The 24,149-nt window shown below is 56.9% G+C and carries 28 protein-coding genes; 1 reads left to right on the top strand and 27 read right to left on the bottom strand.

The window, feature by feature from the left end; all coding sequences use genetic code 11:
* Window positions 1–185: 185 nt before the first annotated feature.
* The 26 genes from EPN93_01540 to EPN93_01415 all read right to left on the bottom strand — a co-directional run bounded on the left by EPN93_01540 (window position 186) and on the right by EPN93_01415 (window position 22,670).
* Window positions 186–1,082 (bottom strand): hypothetical protein, encoded by an 897-nt coding sequence (locus EPN93_01540; GenBank protein TAL39472.1) that lies wholly within the window; start codon window positions 1,080–1,082, stop codon window positions 186–188.
* A 16-nt stretch (window positions 1,083–1,098) separates the two neighbouring features.
* Window positions 1,099–1,332: an RNA chaperone Hfq gene (gene hfq / locus EPN93_01535; GenBank protein TAL39471.1), complete on the bottom strand. Its 234-nt coding sequence runs from the start codon at window positions 1,330–1,332 to the stop codon at window positions 1,099–1,101.
* Between the two features lie 51 nt (window positions 1,333–1,383).
* The gene (gene miaA, locus EPN93_01530; GenBank protein TAL39470.1) at window positions 1,384–2,340 is read right to left on the bottom strand and encodes a tRNA (adenosine(37)-N6)-dimethylallyltransferase MiaA; all 957 of its coding nucleotides are present in this window, start codon (window positions 2,338–2,340) and stop codon (window positions 1,384–1,386) included.
* Window positions 2,337–2,534 (bottom strand): hypothetical protein, encoded by a 198-nt coding sequence (locus EPN93_01525; protein TAL39469.1) that lies wholly within the window; start codon window positions 2,532–2,534, stop codon window positions 2,337–2,339. Before EPN93_01525 ends, miaA begins: the two co-directional genes overlap by 4 nt.
* Complete coding sequence (locus tag EPN93_01520; protein ID TAL39468.1) at window positions 2,500–3,141, bottom strand: guanylate kinase; 642 nt, start codon at window positions 3,139–3,141, stop codon at window positions 2,500–2,502. Before EPN93_01520 ends, EPN93_01525 begins: the two co-directional genes overlap by 35 nt.
* Window positions 3,131–3,379 (bottom strand): DUF370 domain-containing protein, encoded by a 249-nt coding sequence (locus tag EPN93_01515; protein ID TAL39467.1) that lies wholly within the window; start codon window positions 3,377–3,379, stop codon window positions 3,131–3,133. Before EPN93_01515 ends, EPN93_01520 begins: the two co-directional genes overlap by 11 nt.
* A gap of 10 nt (window positions 3,380–3,389) precedes the next feature.
* The gene (locus tag EPN93_01510; protein TAL39466.1) at window positions 3,390–4,256 is read right to left on the bottom strand and encodes a YicC family protein; all 867 of its coding nucleotides are present in this window, start codon (window positions 4,254–4,256) and stop codon (window positions 3,390–3,392) included.
* Window positions 4,257–4,263: 7 nt separating this feature from the next.
* Window positions 4,264–4,743: a chemotaxis protein CheD gene (locus EPN93_01505; protein ID TAL39465.1), complete on the bottom strand. Its 480-nt coding sequence runs from the start codon at window positions 4,741–4,743 to the stop codon at window positions 4,264–4,266.
* On the bottom strand, window positions 4,733–5,815 hold the full coding sequence (locus EPN93_01500; GenBank protein ID TAL39464.1) for a protein-glutamate O-methyltransferase CheR: 1,083 nt from the start codon (window positions 5,813–5,815) through the stop codon (window positions 4,733–4,735). The genes EPN93_01505 and EPN93_01500 overlap by 11 nt, the downstream gene beginning before the upstream one ends.
* 741 nt (window positions 5,816–6,556) lie before the next feature.
* The gene (locus tag EPN93_01495) at window positions 6,557–6,880 is read right to left on the bottom strand and encodes a hypothetical protein (GenBank protein ID TAL39463.1); all 324 of its coding nucleotides are present in this window, start codon (window positions 6,878–6,880) and stop codon (window positions 6,557–6,559) included.
* A 54-nt stretch (window positions 6,881–6,934) separates the two neighbouring features.
* Entirely contained in the window at window positions 6,935–8,923 is a 1,989-nt protein-coding gene (locus EPN93_01490) for a DUF342 domain-containing protein (protein ID TAL39462.1), read from the bottom strand.
* Window positions 8,924–8,927: 4 nt separating this feature from the next.
* Complete coding sequence (whiG, locus tag EPN93_01485) at window positions 8,928–9,728, bottom strand: RNA polymerase sigma factor WhiG (GenBank protein ID TAL39461.1); 801 nt, start codon at window positions 9,726–9,728, stop codon at window positions 8,928–8,930.
* Between the two features lie 23 nt (window positions 9,729–9,751).
* Window positions 9,752–10,324: a hypothetical protein gene (locus tag EPN93_01480; protein TAL39460.1), complete on the bottom strand. Its 573-nt coding sequence runs from the start codon at window positions 10,322–10,324 to the stop codon at window positions 9,752–9,754.
* Between the two features lie 78 nt (window positions 10,325–10,402).
* Window positions 10,403–11,272, bottom strand: coding sequence for a MinD/ParA family protein (locus EPN93_01475; GenBank protein TAL39459.1), 870 nt, complete (start codon window positions 11,270–11,272; stop codon window positions 10,403–10,405).
* A 17-nt stretch (window positions 11,273–11,289) separates the two neighbouring features.
* Entirely contained in the window at window positions 11,290–12,615 is a 1,326-nt protein-coding gene (flhF, locus tag EPN93_01470; GenBank protein TAL39458.1) for a flagellar biosynthesis protein FlhF, read from the bottom strand.
* A gap of 24 nt (window positions 12,616–12,639) precedes the next feature.
* A complete protein-coding gene (flhA, locus tag EPN93_01465; protein TAL39487.1) occupies window positions 12,640–14,742 on the bottom strand; it encodes a flagellar biosynthesis protein FlhA in 2,103 nt (700 codons plus the stop codon).
* A 21-nt stretch (window positions 14,743–14,763) separates the two neighbouring features.
* Window positions 14,764–15,930, bottom strand: coding sequence for a flagellar biosynthesis protein FlhB (flhB, locus tag EPN93_01460; GenBank protein ID TAL39457.1), 1,167 nt, complete (start codon window positions 15,928–15,930; stop codon window positions 14,764–14,766).
* A gap of 55 nt (window positions 15,931–15,985) precedes the next feature.
* Window positions 15,986–16,765: a flagellar type III secretion system protein FliR gene (gene fliR / locus EPN93_01455; protein TAL39456.1), complete on the bottom strand. Its 780-nt coding sequence runs from the start codon at window positions 16,763–16,765 to the stop codon at window positions 15,986–15,988.
* Window positions 16,766–16,768: 3 nt separating this feature from the next.
* Window positions 16,769–17,041 (bottom strand): flagellar biosynthesis protein FliQ, encoded by a 273-nt coding sequence (gene fliQ / locus EPN93_01450; GenBank protein TAL39455.1) that lies wholly within the window; start codon window positions 17,039–17,041, stop codon window positions 16,769–16,771.
* A gap of 4 nt (window positions 17,042–17,045) precedes the next feature.
* Complete coding sequence (gene fliP, locus EPN93_01445) at window positions 17,046–17,810, bottom strand: flagellar biosynthesis protein FliP (GenBank protein TAL39454.1); 765 nt, start codon at window positions 17,808–17,810, stop codon at window positions 17,046–17,048.
* Window positions 17,803–18,576, bottom strand: a complete 774-nt coding sequence (locus EPN93_01440) for a hypothetical protein (protein ID TAL39453.1) — start codon at window positions 18,574–18,576, stop codon at window positions 17,803–17,805. The genes fliP and EPN93_01440 overlap by 8 nt, the downstream gene beginning before the upstream one ends.
* Window positions 18,577–18,632: 56 nt before the next feature.
* Window positions 18,633–19,700, bottom strand: coding sequence for a flagellar motor switch protein FliN (gene fliN, locus EPN93_01435; GenBank protein ID TAL39452.1), 1,068 nt, complete (start codon window positions 19,698–19,700; stop codon window positions 18,633–18,635).
* Window positions 19,701–19,735: 35 nt separating this feature from the next.
* Window positions 19,736–20,281, bottom strand: coding sequence for an endoflagellar basal body-associated protein (locus EPN93_01430; protein TAL39451.1), 546 nt, complete (start codon window positions 20,279–20,281; stop codon window positions 19,736–19,738).
* Between the two features lie 196 nt (window positions 20,282–20,477).
* Window positions 20,478–20,672, bottom strand: coding sequence for a flagellar protein (locus EPN93_01425; GenBank protein ID TAL39450.1), 195 nt, complete (start codon window positions 20,670–20,672; stop codon window positions 20,478–20,480).
* Entirely contained in the window at window positions 20,672–21,565 is an 894-nt protein-coding gene (locus tag EPN93_01420; GenBank protein ID TAL39449.1) for a DUF115 domain-containing protein, read from the bottom strand. Before EPN93_01420 ends, EPN93_01425 begins: the two co-directional genes overlap by 1 nt.
* Window positions 21,558–22,670 carry a polysaccharide deacetylase family protein gene (locus tag EPN93_01415; protein ID TAL39448.1) on the bottom strand — a complete coding sequence of 371 codons (1,113 nt, stop codon included), beginning with the start codon at window positions 22,668–22,670 and terminating at the stop codon, window positions 21,558–21,560. The genes EPN93_01420 and EPN93_01415 overlap by 8 nt, the downstream gene beginning before the upstream one ends.
* A gap of 167 nt (window positions 22,671–22,837) precedes the next feature.
* Between EPN93_01415 and EPN93_01410 the strand changes: the two genes are divergently transcribed.
* A complete protein-coding gene (locus tag EPN93_01410) occupies window positions 22,838–23,350 on the top strand; it encodes a nitroreductase family protein (protein ID TAL39447.1) in 513 nt (170 codons plus the stop codon).
* Between the two features lie 18 nt (window positions 23,351–23,368).
* On the opposite strand, the gene EPN93_01405 is transcribed toward EPN93_01410, so the two are convergent.
* Entirely contained in the window at window positions 23,369–24,004 is a 636-nt protein-coding gene (locus EPN93_01405) for a DedA family protein (GenBank protein ID TAL39486.1), read from the bottom strand.
* Window positions 24,005–24,149: the final 145 nt, after the last annotated feature.

Here is a 24,149-nt window from a genome sequence, read left to right as displayed (position 1 = left end):
ATTGCACATCAACCAATCTCCCCTGGCGCTCGCGATTCCGTTATGCGTCTATTTTTTCTTATGACGATTCTGTCTTCTTCTCTTCTTCCGTTTATGGTTCGCGATCTTCTTTCTCTTTTTCTTTCTACCGCAAGGCATAGCCCTCTCCTTCTGGTCAAATAATAAAATATCCGTTCACCATGCGACTAGCGCAGGTTATCGACTTCGGTTTTCCTGGGTTCTTTCTCGGCCGGCTGTTCCAAGCCAAGTCCCAGCGGCATCCCGCTTTTTTCGGGTGCAATGATCACTTTCACATTGTCCCCCAGCCTGTCAATATAAATATATTTCAGGAGGTCCGGATTCGATTTGATGAGGCGGGCTATCTCGGAGAGCTTTTCTATGAACTCCTTCCTCGCCAGCTTCTCGCGTTCCAGTCCTGCATTGAGCGCGATCATCTCCTTGCGGTTGTTCTTTTCAAGAACCCGAAGCTCATCCAGGTAGCGGAGGCCCTCGTAATAGGTCCCATACCCCGGCACGATCAGCGCGCCCGACCTATCCAGCGCAATGATGCGCAGTCCCTGGCGCTCCGCATACACGGCGAGCTTCTCATGCGCCGATTTGAACATGGCGTCCATCGCCGCTATCAAGGCGTCCCTGTTGAAATCGGGCGCCAGGTAGGGCGAGAATTCCTTCATAAAGAAACCTTCGAGCGCCCTTTTGCACAGGGCGATCACCGCGTGTCTGTCCTTCACGAGACGAACCGGATCGACAAGAAGCCGGGCCGGATCGGCTTCGACTGCAAGGGTGATCGGCATGCGTATCGAGTAATACTCGCTGTTAAGCTCGTCAAGGGGCGGAATGGGAAGCCGGATCTCCACCAGCTCGGACACCCTGCACGGAAACCGGGTGAGGGAGACCCTCCCCGGAATGAGGGCGTGCGGCAGGAAATTGTAGCCCGGCGCCAGGAGCAGGCATTCGCCGTTCTGCTGGTTTTCCGAAACCGCATACTCGTCCGGCGCGATTTTGATCACCGCGGTAAAATACGCATACCCGATGAAAAGCAGCAGGATCAGCGCGACCCAGATTCCATATGGTCGTCTCATTTCACGCCCCGAACCGTTATATCTCCTCTTCGCGGTATTGCAGCGGCTTTATCGGAACGATCGTGGATACGGCATGCTTGTAAATCAGGTTCTGCCGCTTGTCAACCTCCACGAGGATGGTGAAATTATCAAAGCTCAGTACTTTCCCCTTGATCGGCACGCCGTTCATGAGATAGATGGTCATGTCCACCCTCTCCTTGCGGGCGAGATTGAGATAATTGTCCTGCAGATTCTTTGTTTGTTTTAACATCTGTACATCCCCGTAGTAAAATTTTTGACAGACGGCCGGAGAACGGTTCCTTTATATTTTAATTTCCAACCATGAGTATATCAGGGACTTTATTTTTGCAAGATCAAATTCCTCGAACCAGCGCACCTCCCGGTTCTTCCTGAACCACGTCATCTGGCGTTTCGCGTACCGCCTGGTTTCGAGCTTAATCTTCTCGACGGTCTCCGGAAACCCCGGCCCCCCGTCCAGGTGGGAATTCAGCTCCGCGTAGCCGATGGACTTCATGGACTTGAGCCCCGGGCCGTATCCCCTGCCCCTGAGCGCCTTTACCTCGTCCAGGAAGCCCCGCTCCATCATGCGGTCCACCCGCGCGTCGATGCGCCGATACAAAAGCCCCCGGTCGGGATTGAGCCCTATATACAGGACTTCCGGCGAATCGGCCCCCGCGGTTCCTTTGAACCATTCGCTGAGCGGGATGCCCGTTCCCCTGAACACCTCCAGTCCCCTTAGAACGCGCTGGCGATCATTGGGATGTATTCTCGCCGCGAAGGGGGCGTCGATATCCCCGAGCTCTTCGTACAGCGCCGGGAGACCCCGCACCTCCATCTCCATGGAAAGCCCCTCCTTGACGAGGCCGTCGATACGCGGTATCTCCGCCAGGCCCTTGAAGAAGGCGTCTATGTAAAGACCGGTGCCGCCCACGAAAAGCGGTATTTTGCCCCGCTCCTCGATGACCAGCATCGCTTCCCGCGCCGCGCGGCAGTAATCTCCCGCGGTAAAGGGGAAATCGGGGTCCACGATATCCACCAGATGATGAACGACGGATTCCCGCTGCGCGGGGGCCGGCTTTCCGCTTCCGATATCGAGAAGCCGGTAAACCTGGACGGAATCCGCCGATACTATCTCGAAATGCCCGCCGCCGATCATGAGGGAGAGGTCCGTTTTCCCGGATGCGGTCGGTCCAACGACTGCAACAGCTTTTATCTTGCTATTTTCCTTATAAACGGAGCGCGTACGCCCCGGATTTATTCTTCCACGCCCAGCTTAAACTTGATAGTCTCGTTCAACGCCAGAAGCAGGATATTGGGCACAACCTTCCAGTTCGTGTCTTCCTCGGGGTACTCCTTGATGTTCCCGATTTTATCCACCATCACCATCGTTGCGCGCGAGAAGATATATCTGTTCTGGTTATACGCTATCAGCTTTTCCAAAGGAATTATCACGTGCGACCTCCCACTCCCTGATAAATGGCTCCATCCGGCGCGTCCTGCATCGTTCGGCCTGGATGATAGCCCTGAAATCATTTACGGCACGCCCGACATCGTCATTGATCACAATATAGTCAAAATTTCCGTATTCCTGCAACTCGGTGACCATTGTGCGCATTCGGACCCTGAGCGTATCTTCCGTTTCCGTATTTCTGTCACGCAGGCGTTTTTGTAGAACCGACGGTGAAGGGGGTACGACAAACACGAATACCCCGTTCTCCAGCCGTGCTTTGAGGCCGCGGGCACCCTGTACATCCACGTCGAATATGGGGATTTTTCCCATGCGGTGTATCCTGTCAACCTCTTTTTTAGAGGTAGCATATTTGTTGTTGTGAACTATCGCCCATTCCAGGAACTCATCGTGCCTCTTCATATCCTCGAAATCCCCTTCCGATACGAAGTGGTAATCCACCCCTTCCTTCTCGTCCGGGCGCGGCGGGCGTGTCGTAGTCGAAATTGAGAATTCCAGCCCCGTCTCCAATTTAAGGAGGGCGCGGATTATGGTGCTCTTGCCGGCTCCCGAGGGGGCGGAGACGACGATCGATAGGCGGCTATTCGGCATCGCTCGATAGTCGGTTGGAAAGGGTCTCGGGCTGCATGGCGGACAGGACTATGTGACCGCTGTCCATGATTATTATGGCCCTGGTCTTCCGGCCATGGGTGGCGTCGATAAGCAGTTTGTTATCCTTGGCCTCTTCCCGAATGCGCTTCCCGGAAGCGGACTGCGGGGTGATCACGCCGATGACGCGCCCGGCTACAACGGCGTTGCCAAATCCGATATTAATGAGGGTTGTCTTCATCCTGCACACCCTATACGATATTTCTGCATTGCTCGCGTATCTTGTCGATATGATTCTTCATGTCGACCACGAGGTGCGCTATCTCGGAGCTGTTCGCCTTGGAGCCTATCGTGTTGATCTCGCGAAACATCTCCTGGGCAAGGAAGTCCAGCTTCTTGCCCACCTGCTCGTTCTCCTTCATCACCTGGCGAAACTTCACCATGTGGTCTTTCAGCCGCATGATCTCCTCGTTGACATCGTGCTTGTCGGCGAGTATCGCGACTTCCGTGTACAGCCTTGTGTCCTCGATCTTCGCGCCCGCTATTGCCTCGATGCTTTTCGTGAGCTTCTCGTAGAGGCCGCGCGCCATCTCGCCCGAGCGTTTTTCGATCGTCTTCACCCGGCCCGCGATCTCGTCCAGCGATTTCTTCAAATCGCGGGCTGTGGACGCCCCTTCCCTCCGGCGCATCCTGATTGCCATTTCCATGGCCGCCTCGACCGCCTTGAAGACCTCATTCCGGCTCTTCTCCTGGAGAACCGATTTCTCGCGGCTGATCACCCCTTCCATTCCCAGCAGCACGTCGACGCTCACCGGGTTTTTTATCTTGAGCTCATCGACTGCCCGGGTAACCTCCCGGTAGTACTTTTTTAAAAGCTCGCGATCCACCGATACCGCCCGCGTCTCGGCCCAGTCGTAAATCTCGATGGAAAGCTGCACCTTCCCGCGCCCAAAGCCTTTCTTTAATACGCTCTCGAGCTCGCTCTCGTCGTTCCGCATGATGCGGGGAAGGTTCACCTCGATCTCCAGGTACTTGGAGTTGAGCGATCGAATTTCCGTCGAGAAAGAGAACTGCGGGGCCGTCCGCTCCGCGAATCCGTAACCTGTCATGCTTTCCATGGGCGCCTCAAAGGATTTTTTCGGAACGACCGAGCGACCGTATCTTGAGCTGCCCGTTCTCGGCGTAAAAATCGATGGTCCTGCCGTAGTCGCCCCCCACGTCCTCGGCGACGATGCCGATCCCCTGGGCCTGGAGCACCTCCCGGACCTTCTTCACGTTGTTCCGGCCGATCTCGCTCATCATGCTGCTCTCGGAAATTTTGAACATCATGGCCCCGCCCACGATCTTCGCCTGGATATTCGACCTTTTCGCCCCCGATTCCTCCATCCTGGTGATGAGCAGGGGGATGGCCGTATCGGCGTATTTCTTCTCGTTGGAGTTCGAATCGGAATGCTCGGGCAGCATGATATGCGAAAGCCCGGCGACCCTTGACGACGGGTCGTGAAGGCATATCCCCACGCAGGAACCCAGAATGGTCCTCAGGATATCGGGCGTCATGGCGACGCCGATATCGGCGATGCCCACGTTGACGAGTTTAAAATTCATTCGCGCGCTCCTTGGGAACATACACCGGCGAGTCCAGGAGTTTCACATAGACGAAATCCTCGGAGATGGAATGAAGCGTCTCTGAATGGCCGATATAAAGGTATCCTGTTTTCGCGAGCACCTTCGCGAATCCCCCCACGAGCTGCCGCTGGTGCTCCCGGTCGAAATATATCATCACGTTGCGGCAGAAGATCACGTCCATGTCCTTGGGATACTGGTTCTTGAACAGGTTGAGGTAGTAGAATTTCACCAGCTTCTTCGCGCTTTCGCTTATCGCGAACACCTCGGGATACTGCTTATCCTGGATGAAATATTTTTTCATGATTTCGGGCGGCACCTTCTCTATCCTGCGGCCCGAGTACTCCCCCTTGCGCGCGAAATCGAGCACGGAGGGCGCTATGTCGGTGGCGATGATCTCGATCTGCCATCCCTGGAACAGGTTTAGGTTTTCAAGCACGCAGATCGCGAGGGTGTACGGTTCCTCCCCCGTGGAGCAGCCAGCGCTCCAGATGCGAAGCCGCTTATCGGTCTTCTTTTTCGATATGTCCGGAAACGAGTGCTTTATGAGGGCTTCGAATTGGCGCTCGTTCCGGAAAAAATAGGTCTCGTTCGTCGACACCACGTCGATAAGCTCTTCGATTTCCTTGGACTTGTCGGGGAGTTTCTGAATGTAGTCGAAATAGTCGGTGAATGAATCGAGCTTGAGCGCCTGGAGACGCTTGCGCAGCCTGTTGGAGAGCAGGGTGATCTTGGTGTCCTTCATGAAAATCCCGCTCTCATCATAGATGAGCCTCGCGAATTTCCTGAATTCCTCTTCGGTGAGACGCTTGATCATACTGAAGTCAATCAACTGGTTATACCTCTTCCATTCATACGAAGGCCTCGTCACCCCGGGGCGACGGGTCACACGCGACCAGTATATCACCTTTCCGGAAATCCGTACGATTTCACAACGATTTATTAAGATTGAGCACGAGCCTGATTTCACCCGGCGGAATGGATGAACTGCGGGAAAGCATTTCAAGCGAATAGCCCTGCCTGTACAACTCCGCCGCCAGCCCGTACTTGTCATCGGAATCCTGGAACATCTCGGCAAGCTCGTCCTCGCTCAGATCCGGCTCGCCCGCGTCGGCTTCCCTTTCCGCTGCCATCGGCTTTGCGTTCTGCAATTCGCGCTCGATCAGGCCCCCGCCTTCCCCAGTATGCACGAAAACGCCGCCTTGTAAAGCGCTTTTCCGGACGGGAGCGTCGGGTTTACCCGCGGCGGACTCGTCGCGGGTAAGCCGGGCATAGACGAATTCCAGGAGCGAGTTCCTCAGCTTGAGGGCCCTCTCGCCAAGCATCCGCATTGTCATGGATACGTGGAAGGCGAGACCGGGCTCCCCGGGTGCGGACATAGTGCCGTTCCCGGTCTCCCTTGTACGAAACGAAGGGGCGGGATCGGGCCTTTCGACCTCGGCGATCCAGTCGGGTTCGGGCGTTGTGCGGCGGGCGTTCCCGGCCGGTTCGCGCGGGGCGGAAACGTCGTCGTCCATGAGGCTGATATCGACGCTGCGGAGCGCTCCCGTGTTCGCGAGTATCTTTTTCATGATCGCGATCCTGTTCTCGAGTATCGAGATGTTGCGCTCCGCGGTTTCGTTGAACTCCCGGATCACTTCGTCCATTTCCCGCCTGAACCGCTTCTCGCGGAATTCCGTGGCCGACCGCTCCAGTTTCAGGCTGATCACCAGGTAAAACAGCGCCCAGAGAATAATATTAATAAATATCAAAACGGCGAATTGCATACGCTTCCATCCTTTGCCATGAAGCAGGATTATTTCTTAATATCGACAATGCGTCCGAGCTTTTCGTCCTCGAGGGGCGGGGCCTTTTCGTCGGGACTGCCATGCCCTTTCCCCTCGCCGCGATCGCCATGCCCTTCACCCCGCTTCTGGTTTCGCTCCTCCCGCATTATGATGCCCTTCTCCGCCTTCTTGTTCTCTTCCAGCCGGGAGTTCACCAGGTTGCCCTTGTCCACCGATTCCTTATCGAGAACATGCTGCTGCTCGACCAGTGCCTCCGCTCTCACGTGGGTGGTACGGGCGACCTCGTGCATCTGGCCTACGTTCGACTGCATGTCTATCGGCTTGATTGACATATACCGCTCCTGTACGGTACGAACTGCGCTTCGCGCCTTCCCGCGGCGTGCGGGTCAGCGCCTTTTGCGTATCCGCGCGATCCTGCTTACCTCCTCGCTGATCTCGGGCTTCTCGTATTCCGAAAGCTTGATTTCCCCGCCCTCGAGCGAAAACTTGATATGGTTGTACGGGTCCTTGGCTGCGAAACGCTTGTCCTTGATATAAATCTCCACCCCGGGGTAGACCACCTTTTCGGCGCACACCTTTCCCTTCTGCTCGAGCATGCCCAGGTATTCCTTGAGCTCTTCGAGCTCCATCTTGAGCTCTTCGACCCTGGTCTGTCCCTTTTCCTTCTGCTGGGTAAGCTTCTGCAGCATTTCCAGCTTGTCGGGGGGAAGCTTTCCGCCGGAAACGAGCTTCTGGGAATTCAGGGTGGTTATATCCTTGTTGAGCTTCTCGAGATCCTCCTCGACCTGCTTTTTCACGTTTTCCATGTCGGATATCTGCTGAAGCACCTTAGGATTGATCCCCACGCGCACCTCAGTCTTGGTGAAGGAGTCCGCCCCGATCACGCTCGCGTTCACCTCGTCCCCGGCGCGGATGACGCCGCCCACAACCCGGGCGCGCTTGCCATGGCAGAGCACGCGATTGACCGCGTCGACGTGCGAATGCAGGATGCCCTCGGACGCGATCACGTCCTTTTCCGCGTAGACATGGCACGACTGTATGAAATTCGCGTACACCGATCCGCCGGTAGATTCTATCTTCGCCTCTTCGCGTCCCATCATGCCCTGGCGAACGATGATGTCTCCCTCGGCCTCGAGGAACGCTTTCCCCACGGATCCCTTCACCTCGATGTTGCCGGCGGCCTTCACCACGAAATTGTCCTGCACGTTCCCGCCTATGACCACCGAACCCAGGAATACCACGTTTCCGGTTTCGAGCGAGACGTCGCCCTTGACTACGTACACAGGCTCCACGCTGATCTTCCCGTTGAGAAAAACCACCTGCCCGTTTATCTCGGCGCTCAGCTCGGTTCCGTCCTCGGAGAGTATGGTGCCCTTGCCGTACCTGAACGGGGTGTCCTTCCCGGAGCGCGCGGGAAGTATCCTGTTCGCGATGGACCTCCCCGGAATGCCCTGCTGCGCCGGGACCTTGACGGCGAGTATCTGCCCCACGACCACATTTTCGAGCAGGTCGAGGTTCTTGAAATCGACCTGTCCCTTTTCGTCCTCGGAGAAGCTCACGTTGTTTTTATTGACGCGAACCTTGTAATCGACAAAGGCATCCTTTCCGTGGCGGGGCGGCATTCCCTCCGCGGCAAGGAGCGGACGGCTGTAATCCATTTGATCGAGGTAATCGCGGATCCTCTGCTCCTGGATGCCGGACAGCACGCCTGCGCGCTTGAGGGCGGAGACGACATCGTCAACCTCGAGGTGGCTGCCCGAGAACCGGGGAGGCACGAAATGAACGAATACCTTCATTTCGTCTTCCGATACCTCCACGGTAAGGGAGCCGTCGTATTCGGGATTGGGGATCCAGTCGCCAACCTTCACCGGCTTGCTGGAGGGTGACCGGACTTCCTTTTCGATCTTGCGCAGATCGGCGTTGGTGACGCGCATCGCGAGCAGCCTGTTCTGTATATCGGCGGACTCCACCGCTTTTCTTCCCGGCGAGGCGGGGGTAACGGTGAGCCATATCCCGGTGCGCGTGACGCGGACCTTGAACTTGCCTTCCTGGGTCTTCTCGACGTGCTTGAATTCGATATCGGTTTCAACCGTCCGCGAGAGCTTCTGATCGAGCTCTTCCAGGTCGCCGTATTTGTCTTCGTGCTCAACCTTCAGCTGGCGGACAAGCACCCTGTAGGGCTGCCGTCCCATGCCCAGTACGCCCTTGGTGCCTTTTACCAGTATATCGTAGTCGAGGGAGGAAATTTCCACGCCCAGGTCCTTCGATGCGAGTTCCAGGGCCTGTTTTACCGAGTCGGCGAAGACCTCGATTTCATTTTCGGGGCTTTCATCTTCATCGTCGATAGCGGCCAGTAGATCCTTCAGCTTGCTCATCAAGCTATCCAATAATATTTGACTTAATGCGGCCGAGCCTCCCCCGCAGCCTCATGATCGCCTTCGTGTGCAACTGCGAGACACGGCTCTCGGTCACATCGAGCACGTCCCCGATCTCCTTGAGGGTGAGGTCCTCGTAATAGTAAAGGACTATCACCTTCTTTTCCTTGTCCGGGAGCTTCTTGATCGCATCAATAATATAATCGCGGATCTCTTCCTTTTCAATCAGGACGTCGGGGTTCATATTCTCGGGTGCTTCGAGCGTCTCGAGTATGGAAAGCTCGTCGCTGTCGTCACCCATGTACCAGATGTCGTTGAGCGAGAGCATGGATGTGCCCGAGAGCTTGTTCAGGAGCGTCTGGAACTCGTCCATGGAGATGCCCAGCTCCGACGCGATTTCGTCGTCTTCCACTGTGCGGCCCAGCTTGTTTTCGAGTTCCGATATTACCTGTTCGATCTGTTTCGCCTTCTGGCGGATCGACCGCGGGATCCAGTCGATGGACCTGAGCTCGTCGAAAATCGCGCCGCGTATGCGCGTCATCGCGTATGTCTTGAATTTGATTCCGCGGTTGGGGTCGAATTTGGAGATGGCATCGATCAGCCCGAAGATCCCATATGACACGAGGTCGTCGAATTCGATGCTCTGGGGCATTCCCATCGACACCTTACCCGCCACGTACTTGACGAGGGGGGCATACTTTATGACAAAGTAGTCCCTGAGTTCCTGCTCCCTGGATTTTGCGAATTTCTTCCAGAGATCATCCTCGTTGATGGCGTCAAGTTCCTTGATCCTCTTGTTGTTCATACACGATCCTTTTTCCGGATGTATTATTCCTTATCCCGGCTTATCATCGTTCGTATCGCCTCTGCTATGATCTTGGGCTCGTAACGTATTTTCTTCTCCTCGAGAATATGCTTGCCGAGCTTTCCCTCCTGTGCCTGCGCTCCCACGCGTGCGAAGTCTTTTTCCTTTAGAGGTACGAACGCGGCGGACGTGTCCGCCTTTTGCGCTTCCACAGGCTGCGGCCCGGGATAAGACTCTCCCGCGGCTTCCTCGGGGTCCGATTCGACGGCCGCGGATGAAACACGCTCTACCGCGGGTTCCGATGCTTCCGCGTTTTCCTTCCCCTCCAGGCTTACCGCTACCATCTCTTCCGGGGCGCCTTGCCTGGATAGTCCAAGGCCCGACAGCGCTTCGTAAAGCTCGGGGACGAACCGCCTGAGCACCTCGATTACCCCGAATCCAATCCCCGCAAAAACGGCCGCGAGTACCAGGGACATCACGGCCGCATGGGCGAACCTGTTACCCGCGAGGAGGCTTGTTATAAAGGAAAACACCAAGGCCAGCACGCCAAAGACCGCGCCCACCTTGTGCTCCGGCTTAATACCGCTCAGCTGCACCGATACCGTCCCAGACCGCGCAATATGACATAACAATTACCCCTATCATATGGGCGCTTTTAATCAAGCTATTTTTAACTATTCGGCTTCTTCCTCCTCCTCCGGCTTGAAGAACTGCTTGAAGAAATTCGCGAGACCCGAGCCCCTCCTTTCATCCACCTCCTTGTTCGATATCCGGTCGGCTATTATCTGAACGCATATTGAGGCCTTCGACTTGGGATACGAAACGATAAAGGGCTTCTGGTTACGAATGGACTTGGGAACATACATGTCGTCGAACACGAAACCGAGATTTTCGACCTTAATGTTCAGGAATTGCCCCGCAATGTTAATTACCCTCTGCGCCACGCGTTTGCCCTCGGAAACCGTCATTACGCGGTTCACGATGAGGCGTACGGGCTTATCCGGCGTCTGGGCCGCGATCGATTTTATTATCCCGTAGGCGTCCGTGATCGCGGTCGGCTCGGGGGTGGTCACGACGACCGCCTCGTCCGCGGCGCTTACGAAGGAAAGCACGTTCTGCGAGATGCCGGCACCCGTGTCGATGATCATATAATCGTCCTCGCCCAGGTCGGCCACAGCCTCGATGAACTCGGCGCGCTGCTTGACGTCCAGGTTCGCGAGCTGGTGAAAACCCGATGCGCCCGCGATGATCTTGATGCCTTCAGGCACCTCTATCACGATGTCTTTCAGCTTCTTTTTCCCTTTGATCACGTGATAGAGGTTGAACTTCGGGATGATCCCCAGGATCACGTTTACGTTCGCGAGCCCAAGGTCCGCGTCCAGGAGCGTCACGCTGGATCCGTCCTTTGCAAGCGCTATCGCGAGCGCCACCGCCAGGCTGGTCTTGCCGACGCCCCCCTTGCCGCTTGTAATCGCTATGGTTTTGGTCCTTTTTACCGCCCTGGTCTCGACTACCAGCCTCCTGAGATTCGCAGCCTGATCCACTTCCCTACCCCCTGGATTCAAATTACCGCGCCCATAATCATCCCCGCCACCTTGTCCGCATCGGCCACGTCGATGTCGTTGGGCACCTCCTGGCCGGTCGTGATGTACGAGATGGGCTTTTTATACTTATCGGCAATATCGATGACATTTCCGATATAAGAGGTCTCGTCCACCTTGGTAATTATCACGCTGTCGAAGCTTATCTTGTCGAACGACTTGAAGACGTTTGCCAGATCGGCCTTCTTGGTACAGGCGCTCACGCACAGCACCTTTTCGAAGTCGTATTCCACCATGTCCGCGTAGCTCTTGATTTCCGATATCTTGAGGTCGTTTCGATGGCTGCGCCCGGAGGTATCCACCATGATGATCTCGGCCTTTTCGTGGTCGATTATCTCCTTGAAGGTTTTCTGGTCGTTTACCACGTGAATCGGGATCTTCATGATCTCGGCGTATTTCTTGAGCTGCTCGGTCGCGGCGATGCGGTAGTTGTCGATGGTGATGAAGGCGACCTTGCATTCTTCCCGCAGCGCGAAAATGGCGCCCAGTTTCGCCATTGTGGTCGTTTTCCCGACGCCCGTGGGGCCGATAAACATGATGATTTTCTTCTTGTGCCCCCTCTTGATGGGGCCGCTGGTGATGATCCTGCTTTTCAAGAGCTCCTTCAGGGTTTTTTCTATCTTGAACTTGTCCCTGAGGTCCTCGCGGCTCACGGAGTTGCGAACCTCGTCTATCATCGATTCGCAATCCTTCCGGTCGAAATCGTTTGTCAGGAGCATATCCATGTAGGGTTTGATCGCCATGTCCTCTTCTGAGGTGCAATCCTTATCCCTGTCCAGGCGGCCGGACTGCGTTTCCAGTATCCGGTTGAGCGTGTCCTTCACCTCGCCGAACTCGCGCTCGAGTTTGCGGATCGATCCCGGATCGGCCGGACGCGCCGCGGTCTCCTGCGGTTCCGGGGCGGTGCGGGGCTCCGCTGCGGGGGGCGGCACTATGATCGTGGCCGGGCGCGTGGCGAATTCGGACTTTTTTTCCACGGGCTCGGGGGAGCGCGGCGGAATATACTCGGGCGTCACCGCCTTCTGGGGCGAGGGCCTCAAGGGCTCGCTGTCACCCACCGTGAAATCGATGGTGCTTTTCTTTTCGGGCTTCGCCTTGGGCGCGCCCTTGCGCTCGGGGATGGCCGCGGTGAGCTCGACCAGGTCCTTCGCGAAAAGGCCGGAATTGAAGAGGCCGCCCTCTTTTATGTATTTATGGCTGATCGGGATCGCATCGTCGCCGTGCTCCATCTTGAGCTTCATCATTGCCTCATTGTAGTTCTTGGCCTTGATCTTAACGTACCTCATAGCGACTCTCCTTCTCTAGTGTGTTCACGCGGCCGACGCCAGCACCGCGGATGATATTACATTAACCTTAACCGTAGGGGCAATTTCATTATAGGACAGCACGACGGGATCGTGCACCTCCCGCTGCAGCAGCGCGAAGGTGACGCTCCGTATCTGCGGCGAAACCAGGAATACGGGCGCGAACCCCTGCTGCTTCACCTTTACGTAGGCGTCCGTGAGCGAATTGATTATCGCGGAATGGGTGTCGGGATCGAGCCCGACCACGCGCCCCTCGATGGGATCCTCGTGGATGGAATTCCTGATGATGTTTTCAATCTCCGGGTCCACGGTGACGGCCGCGAGCGTGTTCTGCTTGTCCACGTAGTCCTTGCAGATCTGCCGGTTGAGCGCCACGCGCACGTACTCGGTAAGGAGGCCCACGTCCTTGGTGAAGTCCGAGTAGCTCGCGAGCGTCTCGAGGACGGTGACCATATTGCGGATGGACACGCGCTCGCGCAGCAGGTTCTGGAGCACCTTCTGCACCTCCCCCACGGTCATCTTCTTCTCGGTGATGAGCTCGTTCACCACCGCGGGGTAATCGGTTTTGATATTGTCGATGAGCTGCTGCACCTCCTGGCGGCCGAGTATCTCGTCCGCGGAGTGCCGGATGATTTCGGTCAGGTGCGTGGCGATGATCGTGGGGCAATCCACCACCGTGTAGCCCTTGCGCTCCGCGCCGTCGCGCAGCTCCGGGTCGATCCAGATCGCCTTGAGACCGAACGCCGGCTCGGTAAATTCCGTGCCCTCGATCTTCTCGGTCACCTCTCCCGAGTCCATGGCCATGAGCTTCCCCACGCGCAGGATCCCCCTCCCCACCTCGACCCCCTTGATAAGGATCGAGTACGAATCGGATTCGAGCTCCATGTTGTCACGAATGCGTATCGGAGGGACGATGAGCCCCATCTCGAGCGCCGAACGTCGCCGTATGTTGGTGATGCGCTCGAGCAGCGTCCCCCCCTGGTCGGGATCGACGAGCGGGATGAGGCTGTACCCTATCTCCACCTCGAGCGGGTCAACCTGGATGAGCGAGATCACGGACTCCGGCTTGTGTTCCTTGAGGGCGGCCTGCTTTTCCTCGACCTTGGACTTCTCGACCTCCTCCTCCTTCGCCTGGTTCAGTATGTAACCCAGGGCGCCCAGTCCCAAGGAGAGAATCAGGATCGATATTTTCGGAAACCCGGGGATGAGAATCGAAAGTCCCAGCGCCCCGGCGGTCATCATGAGCGCGCGCGGCTGCTGACCGATCTGGTTCGCGAGATCGTCGCCCAGGTTTTCGTCCGATACAGCCCTGGTGACGATGATACCGGTCGCCGTCGTAACCATGAGCGAGGGTATCTGCGCCACCAGGCCGTCGCCTATGGACAGCAGCGTGTAGGTCTTGAGCGCTACATCGAAGGTCTCGTTCCTCATCACCATCCCTATGATGAATCCGCCGATGATGTTGATGATGGTAATCACGATCCCCACCTTGACGTCGCCCTGTACGAATTTCGAGGCACCGTCCATGGCCCCGTAGAAATCGGCCTCGCGGCGTATTTCGGCGCGCCTGCGTCTCGCCTCCTCCTCGGTGATGACCCCGTTCGATAAATCCGAGTCAATGGACATCTGCTTCCCGGGCATCGCGTCCAGGGTGAACCGGGCCGCCACCTCGGCCGTGCGGGTCGCGCCCTTCGTGATCACGATGAACTGCACCGCGGTGAGGATGATGAAAATGAGGAAGCCCACCACGTAGTTTCCCCCCACCACGAACTCCCCGAACGTGCGAATGATCTTTCCGTCGAAGGCCGCGCCCTGCAGGAGGATGAGCCTGGTCGACGACACGTTGAGCGCGAGCCGGAAGACGGTCGACACGAGCAGGAGGGAGGGGAACACGGAAAAATCGTACGACCGGCGCACGAACATGACCACTAGCAGGATGAGCATTCCCACCATGATGCTCACCGCGAGAAGGAAGTCGAGCAGGAAGGTGGGGAGCGGAATGACGAGCATCGCCACGACCGCGACGACGCCTATCCCCATCAGGATGTCGGTCTTCTGCATCCAGGCGAGGTTGTCCGTGAAGAGAGATAACCGGTTCTTATCCGCCATGTCGTGTTCCATCCCCTGCCGTCATATCGCCCTTCGCTGGCCCTTCTTCTTATAGAGTTCCGCGTACACCAGCGAAACGGCGTAAAAAAGATCTTCCGGTATAATTTCCCCCACGTCCAGGCGCTTATACATCTCCTGGGCCAGCGGGCGGTTTTCGATGATGGGGATCGCGTTTTCCCTGGCGATCTGTCGGATGCGCAGGGCCATATTGTCCTCGCCCTTCGCGATCACGGTGGGCGCGGGCATGGTGTTGCGGTCATAGCGCAACGCTATCGAAAAGTGCGTGGGGTTGGTGACCACCACGTCCGCCTTGGGCACCTCCCGTATCATGTTCTTCATCACGATTTCCCGCTGCATCTCGCGCAGGCGCGCGCGTATGTGGGGGTCGCCCACCGTCTCCTTCAATTCTTCCTTGAGTTCCTCCTTGGTCATCTTGAGGGACTCGACAAACTCGCGCTTCTGGAAGAAATAGTCCGGGATGGCGAGAACAAGCAGGACCGCCGCGGACCAGAGTATGATCTTAAGCGCCATCTGGGTGATCGTCTTCACCGCGAGCGCGACGGAGATATCGGGCGTTTTCAGTATACTCTCGTAATCGTTCAGGATGATGAGGTACGCGATAAACCCTATGATGACGACCTTGAATACCGATTTCGCCAGGTTCATGAATATCTGCTTGGAGAAGAACACCTTGCGGAACATCGTTGCAGGGTCGAACTTGATCTTCGAAAGATCGAACTTGAGCGGGTGCGTTGAAAACTGGAACCCCACCTGCACCGCGTCGCCCAGGAAGGCGGCTATCATCGCCGCGAGAAAAATGGGCCCCAGTATCTTGGCCGATTCGATGGAGACGCGGAAGAATTCCTGCATCACGCTTTTCTCTGTAAGCGTGAAGCGCGAGAAGGAGGTCATATAATGCTTTGTCATGGAGGCCATCGAGCTGTATATCCACGATCCAAGGAAAAAGATCGCCATGAAGCCGAAAATCATCACGATGGCCTGGGCAAGCTCCTGGGTCTTCGCGACCTGTCCCTTCTCGCGCGCGTCGCGAAGCTTTTTCTCGGTCGGGTCCTCGGTGCGCCCCTCGTCCTCGGCGGCGAAGAGCTGCAGGTCGAAGCGAAACCCCGGCATGTCGTTCGCGCATGCCGGAACCGGGAAAAGTGTTTTTATATCATCGAGCATATTCATTGCAATTCGTTCTATCGGCGCGGGATCGTAATGATAAATCCCAGCGACCGGGTCCTCACATGGGCCAGTAGATAAGCGCCTTTGAAATAAACCTGAACGTCCTGTCCAGGGAGACCGACATCACCCGCACGATAAGCGGGCTCACCAGGAGTATCACCCCGAACGCGACCATGATCTTCAGCGGGAAACCCAGCATCATGATGTTCATCTGCGGCGCCGCCTTCGAGAGTATCCCCATGCTCACCGAGATAAGGAACACCGTGGCGACTATGGGCAGGGCGATCTTGAGCGCGATCACGAACATCCCGCTGAACGCGTACTGCATGTACTTGAGCAGGCCGCCGGTCGCGTTCTGGCTCAGGCTCATAAGCGGCGCAAGTTCATATGACCGATACACCGCCATGATGAGGAAGTGGTGCCCGTTAATGGCCATGAACACCAGCAGCCCGATCAGGTTCTTTAACTGCCCCACCAGCGGGATGGAGACCTGCGCCAGGGGGTCTATGACCTCGTTGATACCGAAGCCTATCTGCACCGAGAAAAATTCGCCCGCGAGCTGGAACGAGGCGAAGATCACCGAAACCAGGAAACCGATAAACACGCCTATGGACACTTCCTGGATCACGAGTACCGCGTATTGCCCCATATCCCCGGTGAGCCTGTAGGTCTTTTCCGCGACCACCGGGAAGATAATCATCGAAATAAAGAAAGAAAGTATCGCCTTGATCCTAAAAGGGATCACCCCACTCGAATAAAATGGGGCAATTACCATCATTGAGCTCATCCGAATCATGATGAGCAGGAATACCTGGAAGTGATATACGAAGTATTCCATGCGTTAGCCGGCCCCGATCTTTCCGATGAGCATGAAAATATTCTTGGTATAATTAACCAGCGTATGGATGATCCACGCCGCGAAAATGACGAACGTGAGAAAGATCGCCACGATCTTCGGGACGAAGGTGAGCGTCTGCTCCTGGATGGAGGTCGTGGTCTGGAAGATGGAGATGATAAGACCCACGAACATCCCCACGCCCAGCAGCGGGGCCGATACGATGAGGATCGTCATCATCGCTTCCCGCAGGAGTTTTATTATCACCGCATCGTTCATGGCTTCACCTGAATGACTTCACTAATTCGTAGACGAGGAGATTCCACCCGTCCACGAGGATAAACAGCACGAGCTTGAAAGGCAGCGAGATCATGACCGGCGGCAGCATGATCATACCCATGGCCATGAGCGCGCTGGCCACGATCATATCTATCACGATGAACGGGATGAAGAGATACACCCCTATCTCGAAGGCCTTCTTGAGTTCGCTGATCATGAAGGCCGGTATAAGGCAGTACGTGGGCACCTCGTTTTCCGTTTTCGGCTTCTCGATTTTCGCAAGTTCGATGAAAAGGGCGATATCGCGCGTGCGGGTATTCCTGAGCATGAATTTCCGGAGTGGCTCCATGCCCTGGTCGTAAAACTGCTCGTTGTTGATCTTTCCCTTCAGGTAGGGCTGCAGCGCCTTGTCGTTTATCTCGGTGAAGGTGGGCGCCATGATGAATATGGTCAGGAATATCGCCAGTCCCACGATCACCTGGGTAGGCGGCATCTGCTGCAGGCTGAGCGCGCGCTTCACGAAATCGAGCACGATCACGACGCGCGTGAACGCGGTCATCATCATGATGATCGCGGGGGCGAGCGTGAGTATGGTGAGGAGGAAGAGCACCTGCATGGAGAGCGCGACGTCCTTGGGCGTCGCCGCTTCCTTGATGTCGAAGGTGATCTTGGGGATGGGCATGCGCACCCCTTCCTGCGCGAGAAGCGTCCCGGCCGGAATGAGTATCGCGATCGCGACAGCCAGAAGTATGATAGTGCGCCTATTCATGATCGGACCCGTTCAGTTTTTTCAACCGCTCCTTCTGCACCGACAGGTAGTTGAGCCGGTCGACCTCGCTTTCCTGCCCCTCGAAATGGAATTTCGCTCCCCCCTTCGGGCCGCCCCCGCCGCCCGGAGTCTTTTTGAGAATTTTAGCGATCTGCCCGGTAAGGAATTCCTGGAAGGAGAAGGTGGTCGCGGCAATCGCCCGGGACCCCGCGATACGTATGCGGTCTATCTCGTCCTTTTCCTTGATCTCCATGATGAGGTTGATGCTGCCGTCGGTGACGCCCAGCACCAGGACCTTGCCCGCAAGGTCCACGACCTGGAGAAACTTGTTCTGCCCCAGCGGGACCACCGACAATGTCTGCGCCACGTCGCCGCCGGGCATGGAAATGCCCGCCTTCTTCGTCACAAAGCGGAAGAAGTAATAAAACCCGCCGACCAGTATCCCCAGGATGAAAAGGGTCTTGATGATCACCCAGGCGTAGGACTCCTCGTCGACCTCGGGCTTGTCGAAACGGTAAAGCTCCTCGCCGGCCGCCTCCCGTTTCTCGTCCCTGGTGCGCTCGTCGCGGCCGTTCTCGCGGGACTCTTTTGAATCCGTATCGGCCTTCGCCGCCACGGGTTTCTTGTCGGCCGCGGCCGCCGTACGCGTCTTCTCCTTCTCGGGGGCGGCATAGATGGGACATAATCCCAAACCGAGCGAAAAAAAGAGGGCCACGGCTCCCGTCGCCGCGCGTTGTATCAGACTGAATGTATTCGAATGTTTCATGATGCCTTATTATGTCTCGTTATCGGGCGGACCACCGCCCCGGTTCCGCATTACGATTACGTCATTTTGCTCAGCCGCTCGTCCTTGCTTACGATGTCGGTCACGCGGACGCCAAAATTTTCATCGATGACCACCACCTCGCCCCGTGCAATCAGCTTGCCGTTTACGAGCAGGTCGACCGGTTCGCCCGCGAGCTTGTCGAGCTCTATGATGGAACCCTCGCCCAGCCCCAGGATATCCTTGACGAGCTGGCGCGTGCGGCCCAGCTCCACGGTGAGCGTCATGGGCACGTCGAGCAGCAGGCTTATGTTCCCGCTCACGCCCGAGGGAATGCCTTCCCCCAGCGGCGGAAACTTGACCGGCGCGATGCCCACCTGCTGCATCCCCTGCTGCATCATCTGCTGCTGGGGCTGGTAGGACGGCTGCATGGACGGCCCCATCTGGGGCTGAAGACCCTTCACGATGCTGGAAGACAGCGGCATTTCCATGATCTGGTAAAACCGCGAATTTACAATCCCCTCGATGCTCACGTTGAACGTGATCTTCGCCATCTCGCCCGCGCCCGGAAATTTGAGCTCACCGGGGCCGTTCACGACGGAAAGTATGGGGGCCGATGTATTCACCGGCTTTCCAAGACGCTCGGCGAACTGCGTCGCCGCCGACGAAAGCATCTGTCCTACGAACTCCTGGATGGTGCTCTGGTGCGCCTCGGTGAGTTCGGCGGGTGGGGCGCCGGTCTCGTCGCCCATCATGAGCGACGATATCACCTCCGCGTCGTTCATGCTGAAAAGGATGAGGCTCTTCCCGTTTATCCCCCCCTGGAAGCCCATGCCCACCTGGATGTATTGCTTGTTGAACTCGGCGCGAAGCGCCTCGGCGGTCTTTATCTCTACCATCGCGTTCGCGATCTTGACGTTCTTGCCAAGGTACGCGGAGAGCGAGGGGGCCGCGACGCCCATCGCGCGGTCCATGGACTCGGCGAGCGTATCCCTTTCGACGGGCGAGAGAGCGCCCCCGGACTGCGACGACTCCATGGTCGCCGAGAGCCCGGGTGACGATATCATGTCATCGGCGCCTTGTAACAGGGCATCTATTTCGTCTTGTGATAATGAGCCGTCACCCATCGTCCCCTCCTCGTACCAGGATCGCTTCCGGCGACCTAGTTGACGATAAACTCCTTGAAATACACTTCCTTGATCTTGCCCGCGATGAGTATCGTGTTCACGTGAGCCTTGATCTCCTCAGCGAGGCTCAGTATGTCCTCCACCGAATCAAACTCCTCGTACCCCTTGCTCCGAAGGATGATATTGATCATGTGCTGCATCTGCACGAGCCGCTTGCCGAGTTCTATCGAAAGCGCCTGGTTGTCGTCGTATCCAAGGGACAGCGAGACCTTCGCGAAATGCGGATCGGCGTCCCTGGTCGTGACCGAGAATGTCGGGATATCGTAGTAATTGAGCGGCGCGGGCGGCGGCGCGGTCACGATATCGACCGTCTTCTCGTAACGTCTCTCCTCGAGGTACCGATTCACCAGGTAGGAAATACCGACCATGAGAAATACGGCGAGCACGGCCCCGGCGACGTAAAGCAGGATCTTGACTATTCTGGAGGCGTCGGCCCGCACACCGGCCGCGGCCTCCGGCTTGGCGGCCTCCTGGTCTTCGCCGGCCACCTCGTCGACATTTACCCTTTCTTCATCGCCCATGCGCGTCCCCTCTGCAGAGCCGGGCCCGATATCCCGGCCGCCTGTGATTGTAATATACTTAATTCCACCGCGGAAGCGTTCACGAATATATGCCCATGAATGGACGGTTTGCTGACACTCTAATAAATTAATTGAAAAATGTCAATTAATTTCTAATTATGTCGCCAAAGCCTCCCAAACATTTATCACCAAAAGTTCACTTTTTTCCGGCCCCGAACACCGATCGCTGGTACCCGGCGATTATGCCCGCGATCTCGGCGACCGATTCCTTCACGAGATACTTGCGCTCGTTAAGGAGCGTAACCACGGTGTCCGGCCTGGCCTCGAGGGTCTCGATAAGATTCTCGTTCAGCATGAATTCCTCTCCGCTCAATTTATGCAGCGTCACCATCACCGCCCCCCAATAACCCCGATCAACTCGAGGTACTCCCCGCATTTCAACTTCCGCGCCGCCGAGGGGCTCACCCCCGGTACGCTACTATCATATATCGGCACACTGGCCGACTTGAATAACTCTTCAAACCAGTACCGAGCGGAAAGGAACTGGTTATTGGTATGATACACGGCCCCCTGGCGCGTGATCGCGAAGGCCCGGTTCGCGCGTATGACGCCGAATTCGGCGCTTTCCGGGGGGAGAATCCTGGTAGACGTCCTCACGAACCTTTCGGCGGCCCGCGTCCCATGCGCGTAATATGATTTCCCGTAGGCCAGGTCGTTTCCCACCAGGAGGAGCGATTTCACCGCGCACCCGAGCACTATCGAAACCGCCTGGCTCAGGACGACGCTGCCCGTGGCCACGAATCCCAGGTCTTCCCCTGCCGTGCGCCAGAGCTCTTCATACATGTCGCCCTTGATCATCCAGTTATAGAAGGAAATATCCCCCTCCCACTGTGCCAGGTTATGGGGTGATATGCAACTGAACGCGAGCAGGTGAAGGTCGCCCGTCAATATCCCTCGAAAATAGGGGGTGGGCGTCGATTCGCAGGATATCACGAAATCGGGCCTCACCCCCGCGGCACGCAGGGGAAGGAGGGCCATGTCCGCGGCGATCAGGCATATTTCCGGATTTCCGGCACAGGCTTGCAGACCGGAAAGGGACGCGTCCAGGGAAGGACCGGCGCCGATAACTACCGCATGCCTGCCCGCGATCGTGGTAACCACACGCCCCAGGCCCCCGAATTTCCGGATCGCTGAAAGGTTCCGCGCACAATTTCGCTTGAACGCGCGCGCCCGTTCATTCACTACTGCATTATTTATTCCTGAATATATCCCGGCTTTATTCATAACGAAGCGTATCGGCGCCCGTCCCCCTGGCGGCTGTCACGGGGAGTATGCGCGCCCGGGGCTGTCCGCCCCTGAGCAGTCCCGTCACCGTGGTTAATACGTACCCCCTTGCGCGAAGCCCGTCGACTATCGCGGGGAGGGCCTCGATCGTTCCGGTGCTGTCCCCCCTCATATGCATCAGTACGATGGAGCCGTTTGTCGCCCCGTCGAGCACCACGCGGGCTATCTGCCCCCCGGGCAGATTCTGATAGTCCTGGGGAGAGACATCCCACATGACCAGAATCATCCCCAGGGAGCGCGCGATCCCGACTACCGTATCGTTGAACTCGCCATAGGGGGGACGGAACAGGACCGCGTGATATCCCGTAAGCCGCAGGAGCGAATCCTGCACCCGGCCTATTTCAGCTTTCACTGAATCGGCCTTTTGCTTCGAGAGGTTCGGGTGGCTGTGGGAGTGGTTGCCTATCTCGAAAAGGGGCGTTGCGGCAATTTTCGCCGATATATCCGGATGCATTTCAATGAATTCACCCGTCAGGAAGAACGTCGCCGGAACACGCATATCGGACAGGTAATCGACCAGGCGGTTATAGTACGCGCTGTTTCCGCCCGTGTTCCCCGCGTCGAAGGTCAGGGCGATCTTCATATAATCGCGAGACCCGTGATACACGATATCCCCGGGCCTGGATGCAGGGAGCGTTTCATCTTCTCCCGCCAGGGTGAGCTTGAGATTGCGGTAGCGATCCCCGATCGAACGGATTATCGGCTTCTCGGATTCCACCGGCGCCCTGGACGTCTTCTCCCGTGCGATCGTGGATCGGGTTGTATCGGTCCCCGGCCGGTCAATCTGGCCCTGCCCTCCCTCTTCCTTCTCCGCGGAGGGGGCTTTTTTGATCCGTCCCGCGACATTATCCCTCTGTAATAGAATCGCCTCCCGGTACAGGGAAAATATCCGCGTTACGAAGGGCTCGAGCCGTTCGCGCATGGTCCTGCCCATGTTTTCCGTAAGCATTCCACGCTGGTACGCGAGGACCGCGACCGCGATTACGGCCAGGAGTATCGCCAGGCCGGCGTGTTTTTTTATAAGGGATATAAGCCTGTCTGCCATATGGCAAGGATACCTCGAACCTTGCGCCCCTTCAACGGGTGCGTCCTTCTTCCATATAATCGGTCAATTCCACGCCGCGCACAAGATCATCATCGATTTTTCGTGATTTGCTTGACCATCCCCGCGTGCTATACTATATGCGGCCATCGGTTGGAAGGAGGGACTTTATGCAGGCTTTGGAAGCGATTTTATCAAGGCGGAGCATTCGCAAATTTTCAAGCGAGCCGGTGGACGAAGGCACGATCGAGGAGATACTCAAGGCAGCCATGAGCGCCCCTTCCGCGGGAAACCAGCAGCCCTGGCACTTCGTGGTGATACGGGACAGGGCCCTTCTTGACCGGGTGCCGCAGATACATCCCCATTCCCTCATGATCCGCGAGGTACCCGTCGCGATCCTCGTCTGTGCCGATCCCACGCTCGAGACCCACAAGGGCTATTGGGTTCAGGATTGCGCCGCCGCGACCGAAAACATACTCATCGCGGTGCAATCGCTGGGGCTCGGGGCCGTCTGGCTCGGGGTATTCCCCCGCGAGGAAAGGGTTACGGGGCTCAGGGATCTGCTCGGCATCCCGCCTCATGTAATACCGTTTTCGCTCGTTCCCATCGGACACCCGGCCGAACAAAAACCGCCCTCACAGCGTTTCACCCGTGAAAAGATACACCTTAATGGATGGATATAGGAGGGGGGCCGATACGCTTCAGGCGCCGTCATCCTCGATCTCTTCGGTGAACACTTTTATCCTGCGCTTCACCATGGTTACGATGACCAGTACGATGACGATGACCAGCATTATCGCAAGGAACGCAAGCTGGCTTCTGGACATCCATTCCATGAGCCATTCCTTCCTGCTCGCCCCGAAGTAGCCCAGGTATACCCAGACGGGAACGCTGATCACGGCCGCCGAACCATCGATCAGGATGAAAACGGGATACGAAACGAACCGCGTGATCCCCGCCGTCAGGAAAACGCCCGCCCTGAGTCCCGGCATAAAGCGGGCCGCGAAGAGGAGCCAGCGTCCGTATTTGAAAAGCCAGTTGCGTATGCCCTCGAAGCGTTCCGGGGTGAGAACGCGCCTCACCCATCCGACCGCAAGGAACCGTTCGCCAAAATGCCTGCCCAGGTTAAACATGACCGAATCGCCTATGAGTACGCCCGCCAGGCCCACCGCCACCATGAAATGCACATTGGCGAATCCAAGGCCCGCGATGATACCGCCGGAAACCAGGGAAATATCCTCGGGGACGGGCAGTCCAAACCCGCACAGGAGGAGAATGCCGAAGACCGCCGCGTAGCCATAGGTCTCGAAAAAGGGAACAAACGTCTGCAGATCAATCACCTGTGCACCTCGCGTGCGGCATATGGACGGCTTTGCATCAAAGCTGTAGGAGAATCCCGGCTTTACGGCTTGTCAAGACCAATAATGGACCACTGCCCCGGGAAAAAATAGAAATCGCTCCGTTCGGGGTTAAATCCATTCG

The organism is Spirochaetota bacterium (genome assembly GCA_004297825.1).
Lineage (GTDB): Bacteria > Spirochaetota > UBA4802 > UBA4802 > UBA5368 > FW300-bin19.
Note: the sequence above shows the minus strand (reverse complement) of the source record. Positions and strands in the feature narration are given on the sequence as shown.